The sequence below is a fragment of the Ewingella allii genome (assembly GCF_044430645.1).
Lineage (GTDB): Bacteria > Pseudomonadota > Gammaproteobacteria > Enterobacterales > Enterobacteriaceae > Ewingella > Ewingella allii.
In genome coordinates this window covers 224648-241741 of the sequence record NZ_JAWUDN010000004.1, presented here as the reverse complement: position 1 = coordinate 241741, position 17094 = coordinate 224648, and the positions used below count along the sequence as shown (strand labels likewise).

The window sequence follows — 17094 nt, the reverse complement described above, 5'->3', positions numbered from 1 at the left end:
TATCTGTATCTAATACGTTGGTTTATCTGGAGCCTGTCTTCCTGCGCTCTGATGTTGCTGTTGCAGAAAGTGCGTGCCACTCAAAGCACACGAAGACAGGCCCGTCAGTTTAGTTGCCGCAGTTCTCAAAATAAGAACGTCAACGTTGGTCCTGGTGGACTAGTTTTCTTCCTTGCGTTGCTGTAGTCGACGTAAAGACCGATCGCGACGACTGCGCTCCCGGCTGACATCCAGCATGACTTCCTCAATAAACGCCAGGTGACGGTGTGATGCTTCACGCGCTTTTTCCGGTTCGCGTGCCACAATCGCCTCGAAAATCCCAGCGCGATGCTTGCTCACCACCGCCAGCATTTCCCGGCGCGCATAGAGCAATTCAAAATTCTGTCGAACGTTTTTCTCCAGCATTGGCCCCATACAGCGAAGCAAATGCAGCAGCACCACATTATGCGCGGCTTCTGTGACAGCCACTTGATACTGCATAACGGCGTCCGCTTCGGCGTCAAGATCTCCGCTATCCTGCGCGACCTGAATCAACACGTGACAGTCGCGGATGCGTTGCAAATCATCGTCAGTGCCTCGGAGTGCGGCGTAATAAGCCCCAATGCCTTCAAGAGCATGACGAGTTTCAAGGAGATCAAATTGTGACTCAGGATGGTCGGCGAGTAATTCTGCCAGTGGGTCACTCACGCTTTGCCAGAGATTACTCTGCACGAAAGTGCCACCACCCTGACGGCGCAGGAGCAACCCTTTGGCCTCAAGACTTTGGATTGCTTCTCTTAGAGAAGGACGCGAAACATCAAACTGCTTTGCCAGTTCACGCTCAGGGAGAAGTTTTTCACCCGGGCGCAGCGTCCCTTCAAGTATTAGGAACTCAAGTTGCTGCTCGATCACATCTGACAACTTAGGTTGTCGAATTTTGCTGTAAGCCATGTGACGGTCTCTACGAATAGCAATCTGCGAGTAGCACATCTGTGAGTGCACGGAGTAAATTGGTAATACCAATTTAAAAAACGTGGCCGTAAAGTAACAAAGTATTCACCTTGTGTCCATATGGTCGCCCCGCAAATGAGCAAGGCTCGCACATTTTAACAAATATTTATCATTCCTATTTTTTGCTCGGGTCGGGATCACATTTTTAAGATCTGGGACAAATTTCCACATTATTTGCTTATGAGTTATTCAAATGCTGCATAAAGCAGGTGCAAACTTTTGCGCATACCACTATTCTTGCCCCAACGGTAGTTCATGCTGCTTTTTTGCTTCATGACAGCCGTAAATAAATAGATACAATAACTGTAATCATCGCCTTACAACTTGCTTAACTTGCAGATTTGTATGGGGTTTACCCAAACACAGAGGATCAGTAGATGGATGATCGACAACATGGCGATGAGCTGAAGCGCGGGTTAAAAAACCGCCACATTCAGTTGATTGCGCTGGGCGGGGCTGTCGGGACAGGCCTGTTTCTGGGCAGCGCCTCCGTTATCCAGTCCGCGGGCCCGGGAATTATCCTTGGCTACATTATTGCTGGATTTATAGCTTTTTTGATTATGCGTCAGCTGGGTGAGATGGTCGTGGAAGAGCCTGTAGCAGGCTCATTTAGCCATTTTGCCTATAAATATTGGGGTGGTTTTGCTGGCTTCGCGTCGGGCTGGAACTACTGGGTGCTTTACATCCTGGTTGCCATGGCAGAACTGACCGCCGTCGGTAAATACATTCAATTCTGGTGGCCGGAGATCCCAACCTGGGCCTCTGCAGCAGCTTTCTTCGTGCTGATTAACGCCATCAACCTCACCAACGTCAAAGTGTTTGGTGAGATGGAATTCTGGTTTGCAATCATTAAGGTTGTGGCCGTTGTTGCCATGATCCTGTTCGGCGGCTGGTTGCTGTTCAGCGACACCGCTGGCCCGCAGGCCACCGTGCGCAACCTGTGGGAACAAGGCGGATTCCTGCCTCACGGCATGACCGGGCTAGTCATGATGATGGCGATCATTATGTTCTCGTTTGGCGGCCTTGAACTGGTTGGTATTACTGCCGCAGAAGCCGATAATCCAGAGGTCAGCATTCCAAAAGCGACCAATCAGGTTATCTACCGCATCCTGATTTTCTACGTGGGTTCGCTGGCAGTGCTGCTTTCACTGATGCCTTGGACGCGCGTAGGGCCAGACACCAGCCCGTTCGTGCTGATTTTCCATGAGCTGGGAGACGCGCTGGTGGCTAACGCCCTGAACGTGGTTATCCTGACGGCGGCGCTGTCGGTCTATAACAGCTGCGTATACTGCAACAGCCGTATGCTGTTCGGCCTAGCTCAACAGGGCAATGCGCCAAAAGCCTTGCTCAATGTGGATAAACGCGGCGTGCCGGTAAGCTCAATTCTGGTGTCAGCTGCGACTACCGCGCTTTGCGTATTGATTAACTACCTGATGCCGGGCGAAGCCTTTGGACTGCTGATGGCGTTAGTGGTTTCAGCATTGGTGATCAACTGGGCGATGATCAGCCTGGCACACATCAAGTTCCGCCAGGCTAAACGTAAAGAAGGCGTGGAGCCGAAGTTCAAAGCGCTGCTCTATCCAGTCGGTAACTACATCTGCCTGCTCTTTATGGCGGCAATTCTGGTGATTATGGCTATCACCCCGGGCATGGCCATCTCCGTATGGCTGATCCCTGTGTGGATCGCCATTCTGGCCGTAGGTTACCTGCTGAAAAGCAAAAATAGTAAAGCGTTGAACGCAGCGGCAAAGTAAGGTTTTTCGCTTACAAGCGTTCTGGCTTATAGATGTTAAAAGTAAAAAGCCCGGTGAATAACCGGGCTTTTTTTATGGGCGGGAGGTTTGCTCGAGCTTAAACCAGAGTGCCGTAAATGGTCAGAATAGCAACCACCACCAGAATAATCATGGTGACTTTTCGCGCCAGAGAGACAGCAGAGCGCGGCGTTTGCACCGGGTCGGTATGCGGGTCACGGGCCAGAGAGAACTGTGCCAGATTAGTCAAAACCTGATATTGCGATGTGTGGATATCCCCCAGCGAGGCAAACCATGCTGGCAGTGCTTTCTCGCCATGTCCCAGCAGCGCGTAAGCCACACCCGCCAGCCGAACAGGGACCCAATCCAGAATATGCAATAAGGCATCCACACCAGACTGCGAACGTTTCATTGGCGTGGTATGGCGCGCCAGCCAAGTTTGATAGCCACGCAAGACGGCGTAACCACCCAGCGCAATCGGGCCGTAAGGACCGAAAACCACGAACCAAAACAGCGGTGCCAGATAGTAGCGGAAGTTAATCCACAGCAGCGCGTTTTGTAACTCTCTTAGCCGAACTTCTTCAGTACAATCAACCGGTAAACCGTGGATCAGGGCTAGCTCCTCGGCCATAGCCGAACAAGCGTTAGCATCTCCCTGACGCGCTGCCTTGAGATAGGCACGGTAATGCTTGCGCTTAATACCCGCGCCGATGCAGAACAGGCAAATCACTACCCAAAGAATTAAAGATGGCACGCCGAAGAAGAAACCGTGAAACGCCCGCAGTACCAGCCACAGCAGGGCCATCCAGACAATGGCAATCGCCAGAGTTTTCGTCAGGCTGGCATTGTGCCCGCGACGGAAAATCACTTCGAAACGATGATCTAACTGCCAGTGCTCGCCCAATTTGAACAGGCGCTCCCAAGCCAGCACCAACAATAAGGTAAATAACGTCATCGGTAATTACTCTCTCTGTTGCACGTCAAGGGCGGAAAATAGCCCATCCATTACGCCGTAGTTTACGTCAGTCCCTGTCGCTTTCGTTAACCTGATGTTGCCTTAATAATGACAAATAGTGCTCCCACTGAAACTCAGGGCCGGGGTCCGTTTTGCGGCCGGGGGCGATGTCACTGTGCCCAGTGATGCTCTCAACACTAATAGGATAGTGCTTAATTAACAACTCACTAACTGAAATCAGGCTTTGATATTGTGCCTCGGTAAAGGGGTCGGAATCCGTCCCTTCCAGCTCAATACCAATTGAAAAGTCGTTACAGCGCTCCCTGCCCTGCCACACCGAAACGCCAGCGTGCCACGCCCGTTTGTCGAAAGGCACATACTGCACAATCTCCCCATCGCGACGAATCAGACAGTGCGCCGCCACGCGTAAATGATGGATATCAGCAAAATAAGGGTGCTCGTTGGGGTCCAGCGTTCCGGTAAACAATTGATCAATATAAGGACCGCCAAACTGACCGGGCGGCAGGCTGATGTTATGAATAACCAGCAACGAAGGAATTTCATCTTCCGGACGAAGATCAAAGTGCGGGGAAATTACCTTTCGGGCTTCGGTAATCCAGCCATTTTCTAACTGCATCAAGGACCTCAACGGTGGGCTTTGGTGGTACTTATTACGGCAACAGGGTAGCATGTTTTTTTCTCTCCCTTAGCCGCCATTTCGGAGTATTTGTATGTCTACCCGCAGCTACAGCCTTGAAAGTCGCCGGGCGCTGTTACTCGAACGTATTCAAAATGATATCCCTGCATCAGTGACTCAGGCGCTGGGCGAAGACCTCGGTGGTGAGGCCAACGCCGATAACGATCTGACTGCCCAACTTCTCGATGAAAACACGCTCGCAAAGGCGACAATTATTACCCGAGAAGCCGGCATTTTTTGTGGCCAGAAATGGCTTGATGAAGTGTTCAACCAGCTGAGCAACGGCAGTGTCACAATCTCATGGAAGGTACAGGACGGCGACAAAGTGGTTGAGAATCAAACCCTTTGTGAGCTTTCTGGGTCTGCGCGCGTGCTGCTGACCGGCGAACGTACTGCATTGAACTTCGTACAAACCTTATCGGGCGTCGCCACCGAAGTGAGCCATTACGTGAAGCTGCTGGAAGGCACCCAAACGCGCCTGCTGGATACCCGTAAAACCCTGCCAGGCCTGCGCACCGCGCTGAAATATGCCGTGCTTTGCGGCGGTGGCAGCAACCACCGTTTAGGTCTGGCCGATGCATTCCTGATAAAAGAGAATCACATCATTGCCAGCGGCTCGATTAAAGCCGCCGTTGCCAAGGCGCAGCAGATCCACGCCAGCGTGCCCGTTGAGGTTGAAGTCGAAACCCTCGATGAGCTGCAACAGGCCCTGGATGCCGGAGCAGATATCATCATGCTCGATAACTTCACCGTGCCAATGATGCGCGAAGCCGTTGCTCTCACCAATCAGCGTGCGCAGCTCGAAGTGTCTGGCAACGTCACTGACAAAACCCTGCGCGAATTTGCCGAGACGGGTGTCGATTACATCTCCGTCGGCGCTTTAACCAAGCATATCCGCGCCATGGACCTCTCCATGCGCTTTAGCTAATCCTTTTAGCTTCTCATTGTTACCTCGCCCTCTGTCATCAGAGGGCATTTCTCTTCCTGCCTTACCTTCTATCACCTTATTTCTTGTCATACGGAATTCTTCTGACCGCAACCTTCAACATTGCGAGACATGCCGCAATCTTTGCGGGCTTTTGCATGCGCTCATTTTAATTTCTGGAGGTGTCGCGGAGAGTCATTCAACGGGAGTAGCACCTGAAAATATTAATCGCTAAGTTGCTGGCCAAGGGCGATGGAGGCCCGATTTCAAGCCATTAATATTAAGGAGAAATGCACATGACGAGAAACAATCAGCTTAGACAGCAAGGCTTTACACTTATCGAACTGATGGTGGTGATTGCCATTATTGCCATACTCAGCGCGATTGGTATTCCGGCCTACCAAAGTTACATTCAAAAAGCCGCGCTCACCGATATGCTGCAAACCATGGTGCCCTATAAAACCGGCGTTGAGCTTTGCGCTATTGATCAGGGCACCCTCACCCCCTGCAATATCGCCACTCAAGGCATTCCAGCGACGGCCGCAACGCGCTATGTCAGTCAGGTTGCTGTTGCAGCAGGTGTGATCACCCTCACCGGCCAACAGGCGCTAAATGGTTTAAGCGTGGTGATGGCCCCTTCCCTCAATGCCACCTCAGGAACAATCAGCTGGAGCAGAACCTGCACCAATACCCAAAACGCAGTAATGAAACAGGCTTGTGAAAGCGTCTTCCGCTTTGCCACACCGCCTAAGGCTGCGGAATGAACATATCAGCAAGCCATACTCACCCAACTGACGAAGCGCTTGATAAGCTTTGCCAGCGCTATAAAGCCATTGTTTTACACAAGGATGATTCAATCATACGGGTCGCCTGTCATGAAATTGAAAGCGATACCGATGCACTTAAAAAGGCGCTTGAATTTGCCTGTGCCCTAAAAATTGAAATTGAATTGTGGACTGCGGAACGTTTCACCCAAGCCATCGAAAAATCTACGGCTTCTCAACAAGAAGTGGCTTTAGAAGAACCGACGGCTATGGCGTCAGTGCTCTCCACCAGCAGTAACGAGCTGGATGATGACAGTGAAGCGCCGGTGGTGAATTTCTTAAATCAGGTTCTGCGCACTGCCATACTTCGCCGCGCTTCAGATATCCATTTCGAGCCTAGCGAAAACGCCCTGCGTATCCGTTTACGCATTGATGGGGTGTTGCAGGAGATCCCAGGGCCAGAGGCTTCCATGACCGCCAGCCTGTGCGCTCGAATCAAAATCATGGGCCAGCTCAATGTGGCAGAACGAAGATTGCCGCAGGACGGGCAACTGATGGTGACACTACAAAACCAACGCTTTTCACTGCGTATCTCTTCGCTGCCCACGCTTTATGGTGAAAAAATCGTCTTGCGGGTGCTGAAGATCACTGAGCAAGATTTAGGGTTGGACCAGCTGGGTTTCACTCCGCGAGATTTATGCCATTACATCAACGCCTTGAAATGCCCGCAGGGGCTGATTCTGGTCACTGGCCCAACAGGCAGTGGCAAAACCGTCACGCTGTATGGCGGTTTGCGGCACCTGAATGCTGTACAGCGTAATATCTGTAGCGTCGAGGACCCGGTCGAGATCCCCGTGACGGGTATTAATCAAACCCAGATTAATACCAAAACGGATTTAAGCTTCGCAACCGTGCTGCGCGCCCTACTGCGGCAAGATCCCGACGTCATCATGGTTGGCGAAATACGCGATCAGGAAACGGCTGAAATCGCCATCAAGGCGGCACAAACGGGCCATCTAGTGCTGTCGACTCTGCACACCAATTCAACTTGCGAAACCCTTAATCGATTGGGGCAGATGGGTATTGAGGGCTATCACATTGCCGCCAGTTTAAAGCTGGTGATTGCCCAACGGCTGGTACGCAAGCTCTGTCCACACTGTCGAAAACCTCATGCTTCTTTCGTCAATCATAGTGAGAAAGGCCGCCCCGGCCCGATGCCATTATGGATAGCAGTAGGCTGTGAGCGCTGCTATCAAGGCTATTATGGCAGGACGGGGATTTATGAGATTTTAACCATTACTCCTGCGCTACAACAGGCACTGGTTAATGGCGCAAGCGTTGCAGATCTGAATAAAATTGCGCGCTCGCAGGGATATAAAACGCTGATGGAAGCGGGGATGTTGCTGGTTCAGCAAGGTACTACCTCGCTGGAGGAGCTCTATCGCGTTTCAGGTGAAGGAGAAGCTGCATGACTGAAGCTCATCCGCCAACAAATCGCCTGAATTTGTATCGTTGGGAGGGCGTCGACGCGCTTGGCCGCTTCCAGTCAGGAGAACTGCTGGCGGCGGATGAGCTTGCCTTGCATCAACAACTTTTCACCATGGCTCTTCAGCCGCTCAGAGTGAAGTGCCACCAGAGGGTACGCGCGTCCTATTGGAAAGGTGCCGACCTGATTGCCTTTATCCGGCAATTGGCGACGCTGCTGCAAACGGGGCTACCTCTGGTGAACAGCTTGACGCTGCTGGCGAAGGAGCATCCGAAAGCGCCATGGCGATGCATTCTGCAAAACATTTTCACCGGAGTGCGCGAGGGCACCCCGCTTTCCGCCATGGTGGGGCAGTTTCCGCAGGTTTTTCCCGTTATCTTTCGCCGTATTATTGCTATTGGGGAAATGACCGGGCAGCTAGACCACTGTTGCTTACAGTTGGCTCTACAGCAGGAAAAACAGGCGGAATTGAGCCAGAAGGTAAAAAAAGCGCTGAGATATCCGCTGATCGTATTGGCGATTGCCAGCACGGTGACCATTTTAATGCTAACCATGGTTTTGCCGGAATTCGCTAAAATCTATGCATCATTTGACGCCCAGCTCCCTTGGTTTACTACCCTACTGATCCTTGCCTCGCAGGGATTGATACGTTTTGGTCCGGCAACAACCTTTATTATCATTATTGCCGTCGTCTTTTATTTCAAAAAATATCATCCCCAAGCCCTGTGGCGTAGTCGTGAACAGAGGTTACTGATGCGCGTGCCGCTGATCCGAAATCTCATAGCAGACAGTTGCTTAGGGCAGATTTTCCAAACGCTGGCCATGACGCAGCAGGCCGGTTTGACACTCATTGCTAGCCTAGAGGCTGCGGCAACGGCTTCAACCAATCTGCTATTTGAGCAGGCTATTTTAGACATTAAGCATCAAATCGCTCTTGGTACGCCCTTGCATCAAGCCTTTGGCAATTCGCCCCTTTTCCCTTCCCTCTGCCAGCAGTTGATTCATATTGGCGAAGAGTCAGGGTCACTGGATGAAATCTTATTGAAACTCGCTCAGTGGCATAACCAGCAGGCAAACCAGTTGGCCGACACCATGGCGCAGTCCATCGAGCCACTGATGATGGTGGTCATGGGGATCTTAGTGGGGGGTTTAGTGATAGCGATGTACTTGCCGATATTCCAGCTGGGTGCGGCTATGGGGTAAAGCAGGTAAGGCAGAGAGCACGGCGGCAATAGGAAAAAGCCACCGTGCCTGAGCGAGTTATTTAGAACCGAAAAGACGGTTTTCTTGCTCAGCTACGCGAATAAAAGTGGTGCGTTTAGTCAGCTCTTTCAAGCGCTCAGCACCGACATAGGTGCAGGCAGAGCGTAAACCGCCGAGGATGTCGCGCACGGTATTTTCCACCGGGCCGCGCAATGGCAGTTTAACGGTTTTGCCTTCGGCAGCGCGATATTCTGCAACACCACCAACGTGGCGCTTCATGGCAGATTCAGAGCTCATGCCGTAGAACAGCATGAACTTCTCGCCATCTTCCTCAACCACGGTACCTTCGCACTCGTCATGGGCAGCCAGCATACCGCCGAGCATCACGAAGTCAGCACCGCCGCCAAAGGCTTTGGCGACATCGCCCGGTACGGCACATCCGCCATCACTGACGATTTGGCCACCAAGGCCGTGGGCGGCGTCGGCACATTCAATTACGGCAGAGAGCTGCGGGTAGCCGACGCCGGTTTTCACCCGCGTGGTGCAGACTGAGCCAGGTCCAATCCCAACTTTGACGATATCTGCACCAGAGAGGATCAGTTCTTCAACCATTTCGCCCGTCACGACGTTACCGGCGCAAATCACTTTGTCTGGGCATGCTTCACGCACGCGCTGCAAGAAGGAGACAAAATGCTCTGAATAACCGTTGGCAACATCAAGACACACAAATTTAAGCAGCGGAGAAAGCGCCAAAATCTGCTTCAGCTTGGTGAAATCAGACTCTGAAGTGCCGGTAGAAACCATAACGTGACGCAGGACAGATTCATTGGATGCATCGACGAACGCCTTCCATTGTTCAACGCTGTAGTGTTTGTGCACCGCGGTAAGAACGTCGAATGAAGCGAGAGCCTGCGCCATACGGAAAGTGCCCACGGTATCCATATTGGCCGCAATAATCGGGGTGCCAGACCAGCTGAAACCGGGGTGTTTGAAGGTGAAAGTGCGCTCTAGCTCTACTTCTGAACGGCTTTTGAGGGTAGAACGTTTTGGCCGGATTAAAACGTCTTTGAAACCTAACTTCAAATCTTCTTCAATACGCATGAGGTCATGTCCTGGTTTGTTGCGATAAATCGTGGCGACGGATCGCTAAGGTACAAACGGGGTTGTTTGCCACCCTTTCCAGTGGTTTTATCATACGCAGGAAAACCGTAACGGCAAGACTGCTTTCACAACTTTAATCACAGACTTTGAATCTGCAATTAAGCGAAACCTTGAGCTAAAAGCGAGACCAGCCCGGCTTGCACTTACTCATAATCTCTTTATCATTTAAGCCAACAGTCTTTTTAGAGTGAACGCATGAGTTATATCGTTGCATTGACCGGGGGTATTGGCAGCGGCAAAAGTACGGTCGCCGACAGCTTCGCCCGCCACGGCGTGAGTATCGTTGATGCTGACGTCATTGCTCGCCAGGTAGTAGAACCTGGGCAACCGGCATTACAGGCTTTAATTGATCACTTTGGCAATGAGATTGCTCATGATGACGGCTCACTGAATCGCGGCGCATTGCGACAAAAAATCTTCACTCATCCCGAAGAAAAACAGTGGGTTAATCAGCTTCTTCACCCTTTAATTCATGCCAGAACGCGCGAACTTTTCGCTGCGGCGACAACCCCCTATCTCCTGTGGGTTGTTCCTTTGCTGGTGGAGAACGGATTGCATAGCGTGGCGGATCGCGTGTTGGTGGTGGATGTCAGCGAACAGACGCAGCTAGCCAGAACCATCCAGCGCGATGGTATCAGCCTACAGCAGGCTCAAAGTATTCTGTCTGCGCAAGCGACTCGCCAACAGCGATTAGCCTGCGCGGATGACATTATTGATAACAACGGTGGTGCCGAGACGCTCGAACCGCGTGTTGCTTCATTACATAGCCGTTATCTGGAATTGGCGGCTTCAGCGACCCGACAGGATATTGACAAGAATGAGTGATGTAGTAACTACCGTTCTCTTTGAACATCCTTTAAATGAAAAAATGCGGACATGGCTGCGCATTGAGTTTTTATTGCAGCAGATGCATGCCAATACTCAAATCACGTCCATTTCTACCGCGTTACTTTTTTTCCGAACTGCGTCTGATTTATTGGACGTTCTGGAGCGTGGAGAAGTAAGGACTGATTTACTCAAAGAGCTAGAGCGCCAACAGCAGAAGTTATCGCAGTGGCAAGATGTTCCCGGCGTTGATCTTTCACGCATAGATTCCCTGCGTGCAGAACTCAAGCACACTGCGGCCATATTGATGAAAGCCCCGCGAATCGGCCAGGCGCTGCGCGAAGACCGGCTGATGGCGCTGGTTCGTCAACGCCTCAGTATTCCCGGCGGCTGCTGTAGTTTCGACTTGCCGACCCTGCATATCTGGCTGCATCTGCCGCAGTCTCAGCGTGACGGCGACGTGCAGGAGTGGCTCGCAACCCTTAATCCGCTGAATAATGCGCTGATGCAGGTATTAGATTTAATTCGACAATCTGGCGCTTTCAAAAACCAAATTAGCCTCAACGGATTCTTCCAAGAGAATGCCGAAGGCGCCGATCTTTTAAGATTGCGTATCTCTTTGGAAAATCAGCTGTATCCGCAAGTGTCTGGCCATAAAACCCGTTACGCCATTCGGTTCTTGCCACTCGATAGCGAACGTGGTCAAGTGCCTGCCAGACTGACTTTTGAACTTGCCTGTTGTTAGGAGTAAAGATGGACCCTGAAATCACCAAGGTAAACTGCCCGACCTGCGGCAAAGCCGTAGTCTGGGGCGAACAGAGCCCTTATCGACCTTTCTGCTGCAAGCGTTGCCAGCTTATCGACCTTGGCGAATGGGCTGACGAAGAGAAGCGCATTCCAAGCAAAGGCGATATCAATGATCTGGATGACTGGAGTGAAGAGGAAATTCACTAATCCGGCGTTTCAGCCAGTCAATAAAAAAGGAGCCTTAGGCTCCTTTTTTACTTTGGCGCGAGTTAAATATCACCATTATTTAAGGCCTTGACGATAGACTCATTGGCCGGAGGGAAATCTTCTACTTTTAGCTCAGTCTGGGGTACCCAGCGCATTGGCTGCCCCTCTTTGCCATAAGGCTCACCCTGCCACTGCTCCACCAGGTGGAAATGCAGGTTAATAACGCGGTCGGGGAAGATATGCTCCAGGCTTTTAATTAGCACCGGCTTTTCAGCCACAATACCCGCCTCTTCCTGCAACTCGCGAATCACCGCCTGCACAGGCGTTTCGCCCTGCTCGACTTTACCGCCCGGAAACTCCCAGAACCCAGCCATATGTGAGGAAGCATCGCGCTGAGTAATGAAGATCTCTTTCTGCGCGTTACGAATAATTCCCACCGAAATAGTGATTCTTTTCAGCGACATGTTTCCATCCTTATTCATCTTAAGGTGCTGACCATAAGCAAAGGGCGGTGATTAACCGCCCTTTGACTTTATAGACTCACGGAGCTAATAGCTTACTTCTGTAAACGGCCGTGGCACTGTTTGTATTTCTTACCAGAACCACATGGGCATGGGTCGTTACGGCCCACTTTACGGTCGCCCTGAGAGCCAGATGCCAGACGCTCGGCTTCTTCGATTTCCAAAGAAGTCTGGTCCTGATGGCTAAGATGCTGCTGGCGTGCCAGACGCTCCGCTTCTTCGCGGCGCTGCTCTTCCATCGCTTCGACTTCTTCCGGCATGCGAACCTGAACTTTACTCAGTACGCTAACCACTTCATATTTCAGTGATTCCAGCATAGAAGCGAACATCGCGAAGGACTCGCGCTTGTACTCTTGCTTTGGATCTTTCTGCGCGTAGCCACGTAAGTGGATACCTTGACGCAGGTAGTCCATCGCCGCCAAGTGCTCTTTCCACAGTGAGTCCAGCGTTTGCAACATCACGCCTTTCTCAAAGTTACGCATCATCTCAACGCCAACCACTTCTTCTTTACGCGCGTAAGACTCCATCGCGTTTTCCAGAATACGCTCGCGCAGGGTCTCTTCATGCAGCTCTGGCTCTTTGTCCAGCCACTCTGCAATCGGCATTTCCAGCTCGAAATCGTTTTTCAGGCGCTGTTCCAGACCTTCAACATCCCACATTTCTTCCAGAGACTGAGGTGGAATGTAGCTGTCGATGGTGCTTTTGAACACATCTTCGCGGATGCTGCGAATGGTTTCGCTCACGTCAGACACGTCCAACAGCTCGTTACGCTGGCTGTAGATTGCGCGACGCTGATCGCTGGCAACATCATCATATTCAAGCAGTTGCTTACGAATATCAAAGTTACGGCTTTCAACTTTACGCTGTGCGTTAGCGATCGCTTTGGTCACCCAAGGGTGTTCAATCGCTTCGCCCGGCTTCATACCCAGCTTACGCATCATGTTAGAAACGCGGTCTGACGCGAAGATACGCATCAGCGCATCTTCCATCGACAGGTAGAAACGAGATGAACCGGCGTCACCCTGACGCCCCGCACGACCACGCAGCTGGTTATCGATACGGCGAGATTCATGACGTTCTGTACCGATGATGTGCAGACCACCAGAAGCCAGAACCGCGTCATGGCGAATCTGCCATGCTGCTTTGATCTGCGCTTTTTGCTCGTCAGTCACGTCTTCGCCCAGGTTTTCAATCTCAACCTGCCAGCTACCACCCAGCACGATGTCAGTACCACGACCGGCCATGTTTGTGGCGATGGTTACCGCGCTTGGTTGGCCCGCCTGAGCAACGATATCCGCTTCTTTGGCGTGGAATTTGGCGTTTAGAACGCTGTGCGCAATGCCTGCTTTATCCAGCTCACGCGAAACCACTTCTGACTTCTCAATTGAGATAGTACCGACCAGAACCGGCTGGCCGTTGGCTGTGCGCTCGCGGATGTCTTCAATGATTGCGCCAATTTTTTCCATTTCCGTCATGTAGACCAGATCCGGTAAATCCTTACGTACCATTGGGCGGTTGGTTGGCACCACGATGGTGTCGAGTTTGTAGATGGAGCTAAATTCGAAAGCTTCGGTGTCAGCAGTACCGGTCATACCCGCCAGCTTCTCGTAAAGACGGAAGTAGTTCTGGAAGGTGATGGAAGCCAGCGTCTGGTTTTCATTTTGAATGTCGACGCCTTCTTTGGCTTCAACAGCCTGATGCAGACCGTCAGACCAGCGGCGACCTTGCATGGTACGGCCGGTGTGTTCGTCAACGATGATAACTTCGCCATCTTTAACGATGTAGTCAACGTCACGGGTGAACAGCACGTGGGCGCGCAGTGCGGCCGTCACGTGGTGCATCAGCATGATGTTAGACGGAGAGTAGAGTGACTCGCCGTCGTCCATGATGCCCGCTTCCATCAGCATTTCTTCAATCAGAACCAGACCGCGCTCGGTCAGGTGAACCTGACGCGCTTTCTCGTCCACGGAGAAGTGACCTTCACCCTGGAAGCTGTCTGAGTCTTCTTTTTCCTGACGAATCAGCTTAGGGATCAGCTTGTTCACGCGGATATACATTTCGGAGCTGTCTTCAGCCGGGCCGGAAATGATCAGCGGGGTACGGGCTTCGTCAATCAAGATTGAGTCAACTTCATCGACCAGCGCGTAGTGCAGTTTACGCTGAACGCGCTCTTCAGGGCTGAAAGCCATGTTGTCGCGCAGGTAGTCAAAGCCGTATTCGTTGTTAGTACCGTAAGTGATGTCAGCGGCGTAAGCAGCACGCTTGGCCGGCGCTGGCATGTTCGGCAAGTTGATGCCGATGGTCAGGCCGAGGAATTCAAACAGTGCACGGTTATTTTCGGCGTCACGCTGGGCCAAGTAGTCGTTGACGGTAACAACATGGACACCTTTGCCGCTAAGAGCGTTAAGGTATGCCGGCAGCGTCGCGGTCAAGGTTTTACCTTCACCAGTACGCATTTCCGCGATGCAGCGCTCGTTCAGCACCATACCGCCCAGCAGCTGGACGTCAAAGTGACGCATACCGAAGACGCGCTTACTTGATTCACGAACGACGGCGAAAGCCTCGGGAATGAGGTTTTCCAGAACTTCACCTTTTGCTAAACGTGCGCGGAATTCATCCGTCTTGGCTTTTAACTGGTCGTCGGTCAGCTTCTGGATCTCAGGTTCCATGCGGTTAATGAGATCAACAACTTTGCGCATGCGGCGCAGAGTACGATCGTTACGGCTACCAAAAACTTTGGTCAATAATTTGATTAACATAATGCTTAATGTCTCTTTGAGACTGCTAATAGCAGCCACTATTTTGTTGATTTATTGAAAGAAATAGCAAATAAGACTTCTGAAATCAGAGAGTAATTAACTCAATGAAATTGGACCGGCGCGGATACCTTGTACCTGAGCAAGCCACAAGCCGGGCTGATGCTGGTGCGTGGAGAGAATGAGGGGTTGTTTGGTCTGACGAATAATAACCGGAGGTTTCGGCTCATGCGTCAGTAAAGAATTAAGCGTAACTAGCAGTGCAAGCTGCTGAATATGCAGAGGTTCGGCTTGGTCAGCCACCACTTCAGGCGTAACGGTATAAACCACCTGAGGCGCTAATGCAAAAGAGAGGTGGCGAATCACCGTGCGGAGCGCATGCTGTTGCCAGTAATCTACACCAAACGCCGGGCGGCGATGCGCCTGAAGCAGGGCGAGATTCGTCAGCCCTGTACTCCCGATGTTAAGGCGGTTTACACTGGACGATGCATTCGGGACTGACGCTAATTCCGTTTGTGATAGATTTGTCGACACGCCGAGGCTAGCCGCGACCATCCCCAATAGGAGATGCGGCCAAAAATACCTTCTGCCAAATTGTCGCCAACGATTTAGAATGCCAATCACAAGTTTACAATCCGCCGGAGCCAGTCATGCGCGATAGTCGCCCACAATTATTAGATGTTCTGTTTGACGATGCGTCTTCAGCGGATAAAAGTCCGTTGCGGCTTGTTCAGCAGCGGGCAGCGGCGTTATTAAAACTTAACCGCGCCGTGAAGAGTTTATTACCCACCCCCATGCGACCATGGTGTCGTGTCGGTAATTATCGACAAGGTATATTAGTGCTTGAGATAGCAAATGCTAGCTGGATGATGCGGTTACGCTATGAACAACCGGCATTGCTCTCTGCACTTCGAGCGCAAATTCTACCATCATTGTCGTCAATCGACATCAGGATTAATCCATCGTTAATGGTGAAAATGGAAAATGCATCGCAGATTAGCGCGAAAGAAAGCGCGGTGAATTCTGATGAAAAACCGTTTAGACAGTTGAGTGCACAAAGTGCTGACGAATTACGAGGTTTGGCGAGCAGAAGCCCGGAAAAACTGAGAAAGGCATTAGAACGACTGGCTGGATTGGCCGGAGAGGGTGCCAAAACAACCAGTCGTAATAAGTAATACCAGTACCGATTACGCCAATACTGTGGAAGGGGCTTTGAAGGCCAATGGCACTTCAGCTTCATCCTGGAAGGTAACGTATTCCCAGGCTTCCTGCTTAGCCAGTACCGCTTGCAGTAACTTGTTGTTCAGTGCATGACCAGACTTGTATGCGGTAAACGCACCAATAATGTTATGTCCACACATGAACAAATCGCCGATAGCATCGAGCATTTTGTGACGAACGAATTCATCTTCAAAACGCAGGCCATCTTCGTTAAGCACGCGGTAATCATCCACAACAATTGCGCAATCAAAGCTGCCACCCAGGCACAAACCACGTGACTGCAGGTACTCGATATCACGCATAAATCCAAAGGTGCGGGCGCGGCTGATTTGGCGAACAAATGCTTCTGCGGAGAAGTTCATTTTGTAGCGCTGAGAACTCGCATCAATGGCCGGATGATTGAAGTCGATAGTGAAGTCCAAAGAGAAACCATTGAATGGTTTAAATTCAGCCCACTTGTCGCCGTCTTCAACACGGACAGTGTCTTTAATGCGCAAGAATTTCTTGGCGCAGTTCAGTTCTTCAATACCCGCATCCATCAACAGATAGACGAAAGGTGCTGCACTACCGTCCATAATCGGCACTTCTGGAGCATCAACTTCGATAACGATGTTATCGATGCCTAAGCCTGCCAGCGCCGCATTAAGGTGCTCAACCGTAGAAATACGTACGTCATGCTCATTAACCAGGCAAGTACAGAGCATGGTATCACGCACGGATTTGGCATCTGCCGGGAAATCGACCGGTGGATTCAAGTCAGTGCGACGATAGATGACCCCGGTATTGGCCGGTGCAGGACGCAGAGTCAGGGTGACTTTCTTGCCGGTATGCAAACCGACGCCCGTCGCCTGAACGATACGTTTTAATGTACGTTGTTTGATCATC

At 51.3% G+C, this 17094-nt stretch carries 17 protein-coding genes; 9 read left to right on the top strand and 8 right to left on the bottom strand.

Annotated elements, in window-relative coordinates:
* Positions 1 to 159 precede the first annotated feature (159 nt).
* Positions 160 to 930 carry a pyruvate dehydrogenase complex transcriptional repressor PdhR gene (pdhR, locus tag SBO83_RS11820; RefSeq protein ID WP_034787223.1) on the bottom strand — a complete coding sequence of 257 codons (771 nt, stop codon included), beginning with the start codon at positions 928 to 930 and terminating at the stop codon, positions 160 to 162.
* A 437-nt stretch (positions 931 to 1367) separates the two neighbouring features.
* On the opposite strand from pdhR, the gene aroP reads away from it, so the two are divergent.
* Positions 1368 to 2744: an aromatic amino acid transporter AroP gene (gene aroP, locus SBO83_RS11815; protein ID WP_396131638.1), complete on the top strand. Its 1377-nt coding sequence runs from the start codon at positions 1368 to 1370 to the stop codon at positions 2742 to 2744.
* Between the two features lie 97 nt (positions 2745 to 2841).
* Here aroP and ampE read toward each other — a convergent pair whose 3' ends face one another.
* Positions 2842 to 3696 (bottom strand): beta-lactamase regulator AmpE, encoded by an 855-nt coding sequence (ampE, locus tag SBO83_RS11810; RefSeq protein ID WP_396131637.1) that lies wholly within the window; start codon positions 3694 to 3696, stop codon positions 2842 to 2844.
* 67 nt (positions 3697 to 3763) lie between these two features.
* Positions 3764 to 4333, bottom strand: coding sequence for a 1,6-anhydro-N-acetylmuramyl-L-alanine amidase AmpD (ampD, locus tag SBO83_RS11805; RefSeq protein WP_396131636.1), 570 nt, complete (start codon positions 4331 to 4333; stop codon positions 3764 to 3766).
* 94 nt (positions 4334 to 4427) lie between these two features.
* Between ampD and nadC the strand changes: the two genes are divergently transcribed.
* The 4 genes from nadC to hofC all read left to right on the top strand — a co-directional run bounded on the left by nadC (position 4428) and on the right by hofC (position 8771).
* Positions 4428 to 5321, top strand: coding sequence for a carboxylating nicotinate-nucleotide diphosphorylase (nadC, locus tag SBO83_RS11800; RefSeq protein ID WP_396131635.1), 894 nt, complete (start codon positions 4428 to 4430; stop codon positions 5319 to 5321).
* A gap of 293 nt (positions 5322 to 5614) precedes the next feature.
* Positions 5615 to 6082, top strand: a complete 468-nt coding sequence (gene ppdD, locus SBO83_RS11795) for a prepilin peptidase-dependent pilin (protein ID WP_353501006.1) — start codon at positions 5615 to 5617, stop codon at positions 6080 to 6082.
* Positions 6079 to 7554: a type II secretion system protein GspE gene (gene gspE, locus SBO83_RS11790; RefSeq protein WP_396131634.1), complete on the top strand. Its 1476-nt coding sequence runs from the start codon at positions 6079 to 6081 to the stop codon at positions 7552 to 7554. The genes ppdD and gspE overlap by 4 nt, the downstream gene beginning before the upstream one ends.
* The gene (gene hofC / locus SBO83_RS11785) at positions 7551 to 8771 is read left to right on the top strand and encodes a protein transport protein HofC (RefSeq protein ID WP_396131633.1); all 1221 of its coding nucleotides are present in this window, start codon (positions 7551 to 7553) and stop codon (positions 8769 to 8771) included. The genes gspE and hofC overlap by 4 nt, the downstream gene beginning before the upstream one ends.
* A gap of 57 nt (positions 8772 to 8828) precedes the next feature.
* Here the strand turns inward: hofC and SBO83_RS11780 are convergent, their stop codons facing one another.
* Positions 8829 to 9872, bottom strand: coding sequence for a GMP reductase (locus tag SBO83_RS11780; RefSeq protein WP_034787211.1), 1044 nt, complete (start codon positions 9870 to 9872; stop codon positions 8829 to 8831).
* A 255-nt stretch (positions 9873 to 10127) separates the two neighbouring features.
* Between SBO83_RS11780 and coaE the strand changes: the two genes are divergently transcribed.
* The 3 genes from coaE to yacG are packed head-to-tail and all read left to right on the top strand — an operon-like array spanning position 10128 to position 11711.
* Positions 10128 to 10757, top strand: coding sequence for a dephospho-CoA kinase (gene coaE / locus SBO83_RS11775; protein ID WP_396131632.1), 630 nt, complete (start codon positions 10128 to 10130; stop codon positions 10755 to 10757).
* Complete coding sequence (zapD, locus tag SBO83_RS11770; protein ID WP_396131631.1) at positions 10750 to 11502, top strand: cell division protein ZapD; 753 nt, start codon at positions 10750 to 10752, stop codon at positions 11500 to 11502. Before coaE ends, zapD begins: the two co-directional genes overlap by 8 nt.
* Positions 11503 to 11510: 8 nt before the next feature.
* Complete coding sequence (gene yacG / locus SBO83_RS11765; protein WP_034787200.1) at positions 11511 to 11711, top strand: DNA gyrase inhibitor YacG; 201 nt, start codon at positions 11511 to 11513, stop codon at positions 11709 to 11711.
* Between the two features lie 62 nt (positions 11712 to 11773).
* Here the strand turns inward: yacG and mutT are convergent, their stop codons facing one another.
* From mutT to secM, 3 genes are all read right to left on the bottom strand, one after another.
* Positions 11774 to 12175, bottom strand: coding sequence for an 8-oxo-dGTP diphosphatase MutT (gene mutT, locus SBO83_RS11760; RefSeq protein WP_396131630.1), 402 nt, complete (start codon positions 12173 to 12175; stop codon positions 11774 to 11776).
* A 92-nt stretch (positions 12176 to 12267) separates the two neighbouring features.
* Complete coding sequence (gene secA / locus SBO83_RS11755) at positions 12268 to 14991, bottom strand: preprotein translocase subunit SecA (protein ID WP_396131629.1); 2724 nt, start codon at positions 14989 to 14991, stop codon at positions 12268 to 12270.
* Between the two features lie 96 nt (positions 14992 to 15087).
* Entirely contained in the window at positions 15088 to 15612 is a 525-nt protein-coding gene (gene secM, locus SBO83_RS11750) for a secA translation cis-regulator SecM (protein ID WP_353500998.1), read from the bottom strand.
* Between the two features lie 26 nt (positions 15613 to 15638).
* On the opposite strand from secM, the gene SBO83_RS11745 reads away from it, so the two are divergent.
* Positions 15639 to 16163, top strand: coding sequence for a DUF721 domain-containing protein (locus SBO83_RS11745; protein WP_396131628.1), 525 nt, complete (start codon positions 15639 to 15641; stop codon positions 16161 to 16163).
* A 12-nt stretch (positions 16164 to 16175) separates the two neighbouring features.
* Here SBO83_RS11745 and lpxC read toward each other — a convergent pair whose 3' ends face one another.
* Positions 16176 to 17093: a UDP-3-O-acyl-N-acetylglucosamine deacetylase gene (gene lpxC / locus SBO83_RS11740; RefSeq protein ID WP_185688570.1), complete on the bottom strand. Its 918-nt coding sequence runs from the start codon at positions 17091 to 17093 to the stop codon at positions 16176 to 16178.
* Position 17094: the final 1 nt, after the last annotated feature.

Excerpts from the sequence above, each read along its gene's own strand:
- pdhR (WP_034787223.1), bottom strand. The coding sequence starts at position 930 with ATGGCTTACAGCAAAATTCGACAACCTAAGTTGTCAGATGTGATCGAG.
- aroP (WP_396131638.1), top strand. The coding sequence starts at position 1,368 with ATGGATGATCGACAACATGGCGATGAGCTGAAGCGCGGGTTAAAAAAC.
- ampE (WP_396131637.1), bottom strand. The coding sequence starts at position 3,696 with ATGACGTTATTTACCTTATTGTTGGTGCTGGCTTGGGAGCGCCTGTTC.
- ampD (WP_396131636.1), bottom strand. The coding sequence starts at position 4,333 with ATGCAGTTAGAAAATGGCTGGATTACCGAAGCCCGAAAGGTAATTTCC.
- nadC (WP_396131635.1), top strand. The coding sequence starts at position 4,428 with ATGTCTACCCGCAGCTACAGCCTTGAAAGTCGCCGGGCGCTGTTACTC.
- ppdD (WP_353501006.1), top strand. The coding sequence starts at position 5,615 with ATGACGAGAAACAATCAGCTTAGACAGCAAGGCTTTACACTTATCGAA.
- gspE (WP_396131634.1), top strand. The coding sequence starts at position 6,079 with ATGAACATATCAGCAAGCCATACTCACCCAACTGACGAAGCGCTTGAT.
- hofC (WP_396131633.1), top strand. The coding sequence starts at position 7,551 with ATGACTGAAGCTCATCCGCCAACAAATCGCCTGAATTTGTATCGTTGG.
- SBO83_RS11780 (WP_034787211.1), bottom strand. The coding sequence starts at position 9,872 with ATGCGTATTGAAGAAGATTTGAAGTTAGGTTTCAAAGACGTTTTAATC.
- coaE (WP_396131632.1), top strand. The coding sequence starts at position 10,128 with ATGAGTTATATCGTTGCATTGACCGGGGGTATTGGCAGCGGCAAAAGT.
- zapD (WP_396131631.1), top strand. The coding sequence starts at position 10,750 with ATGAGTGATGTAGTAACTACCGTTCTCTTTGAACATCCTTTAAATGAA.
- yacG (WP_034787200.1), top strand. The coding sequence starts at position 11,511 with ATGGACCCTGAAATCACCAAGGTAAACTGCCCGACCTGCGGCAAAGCC.
- mutT (WP_396131630.1), bottom strand. The coding sequence starts at position 12,175 with ATGTCGCTGAAAAGAATCACTATTTCGGTGGGAATTATTCGTAACGCG.
- secA (WP_396131629.1), bottom strand. The coding sequence starts at position 14,991 with ATGTTAATCAAATTATTGACCAAAGTTTTTGGTAGCCGTAACGATCGT.
- SBO83_RS11745 (WP_396131628.1), top strand. The coding sequence starts at position 15,639 with ATGCGCGATAGTCGCCCACAATTATTAGATGTTCTGTTTGACGATGCG.
- lpxC (WP_185688570.1), bottom strand. The coding sequence starts at position 17,093 with ATGATCAAACAACGTACATTAAAACGTATCGTTCAGGCGACGGGCGTC.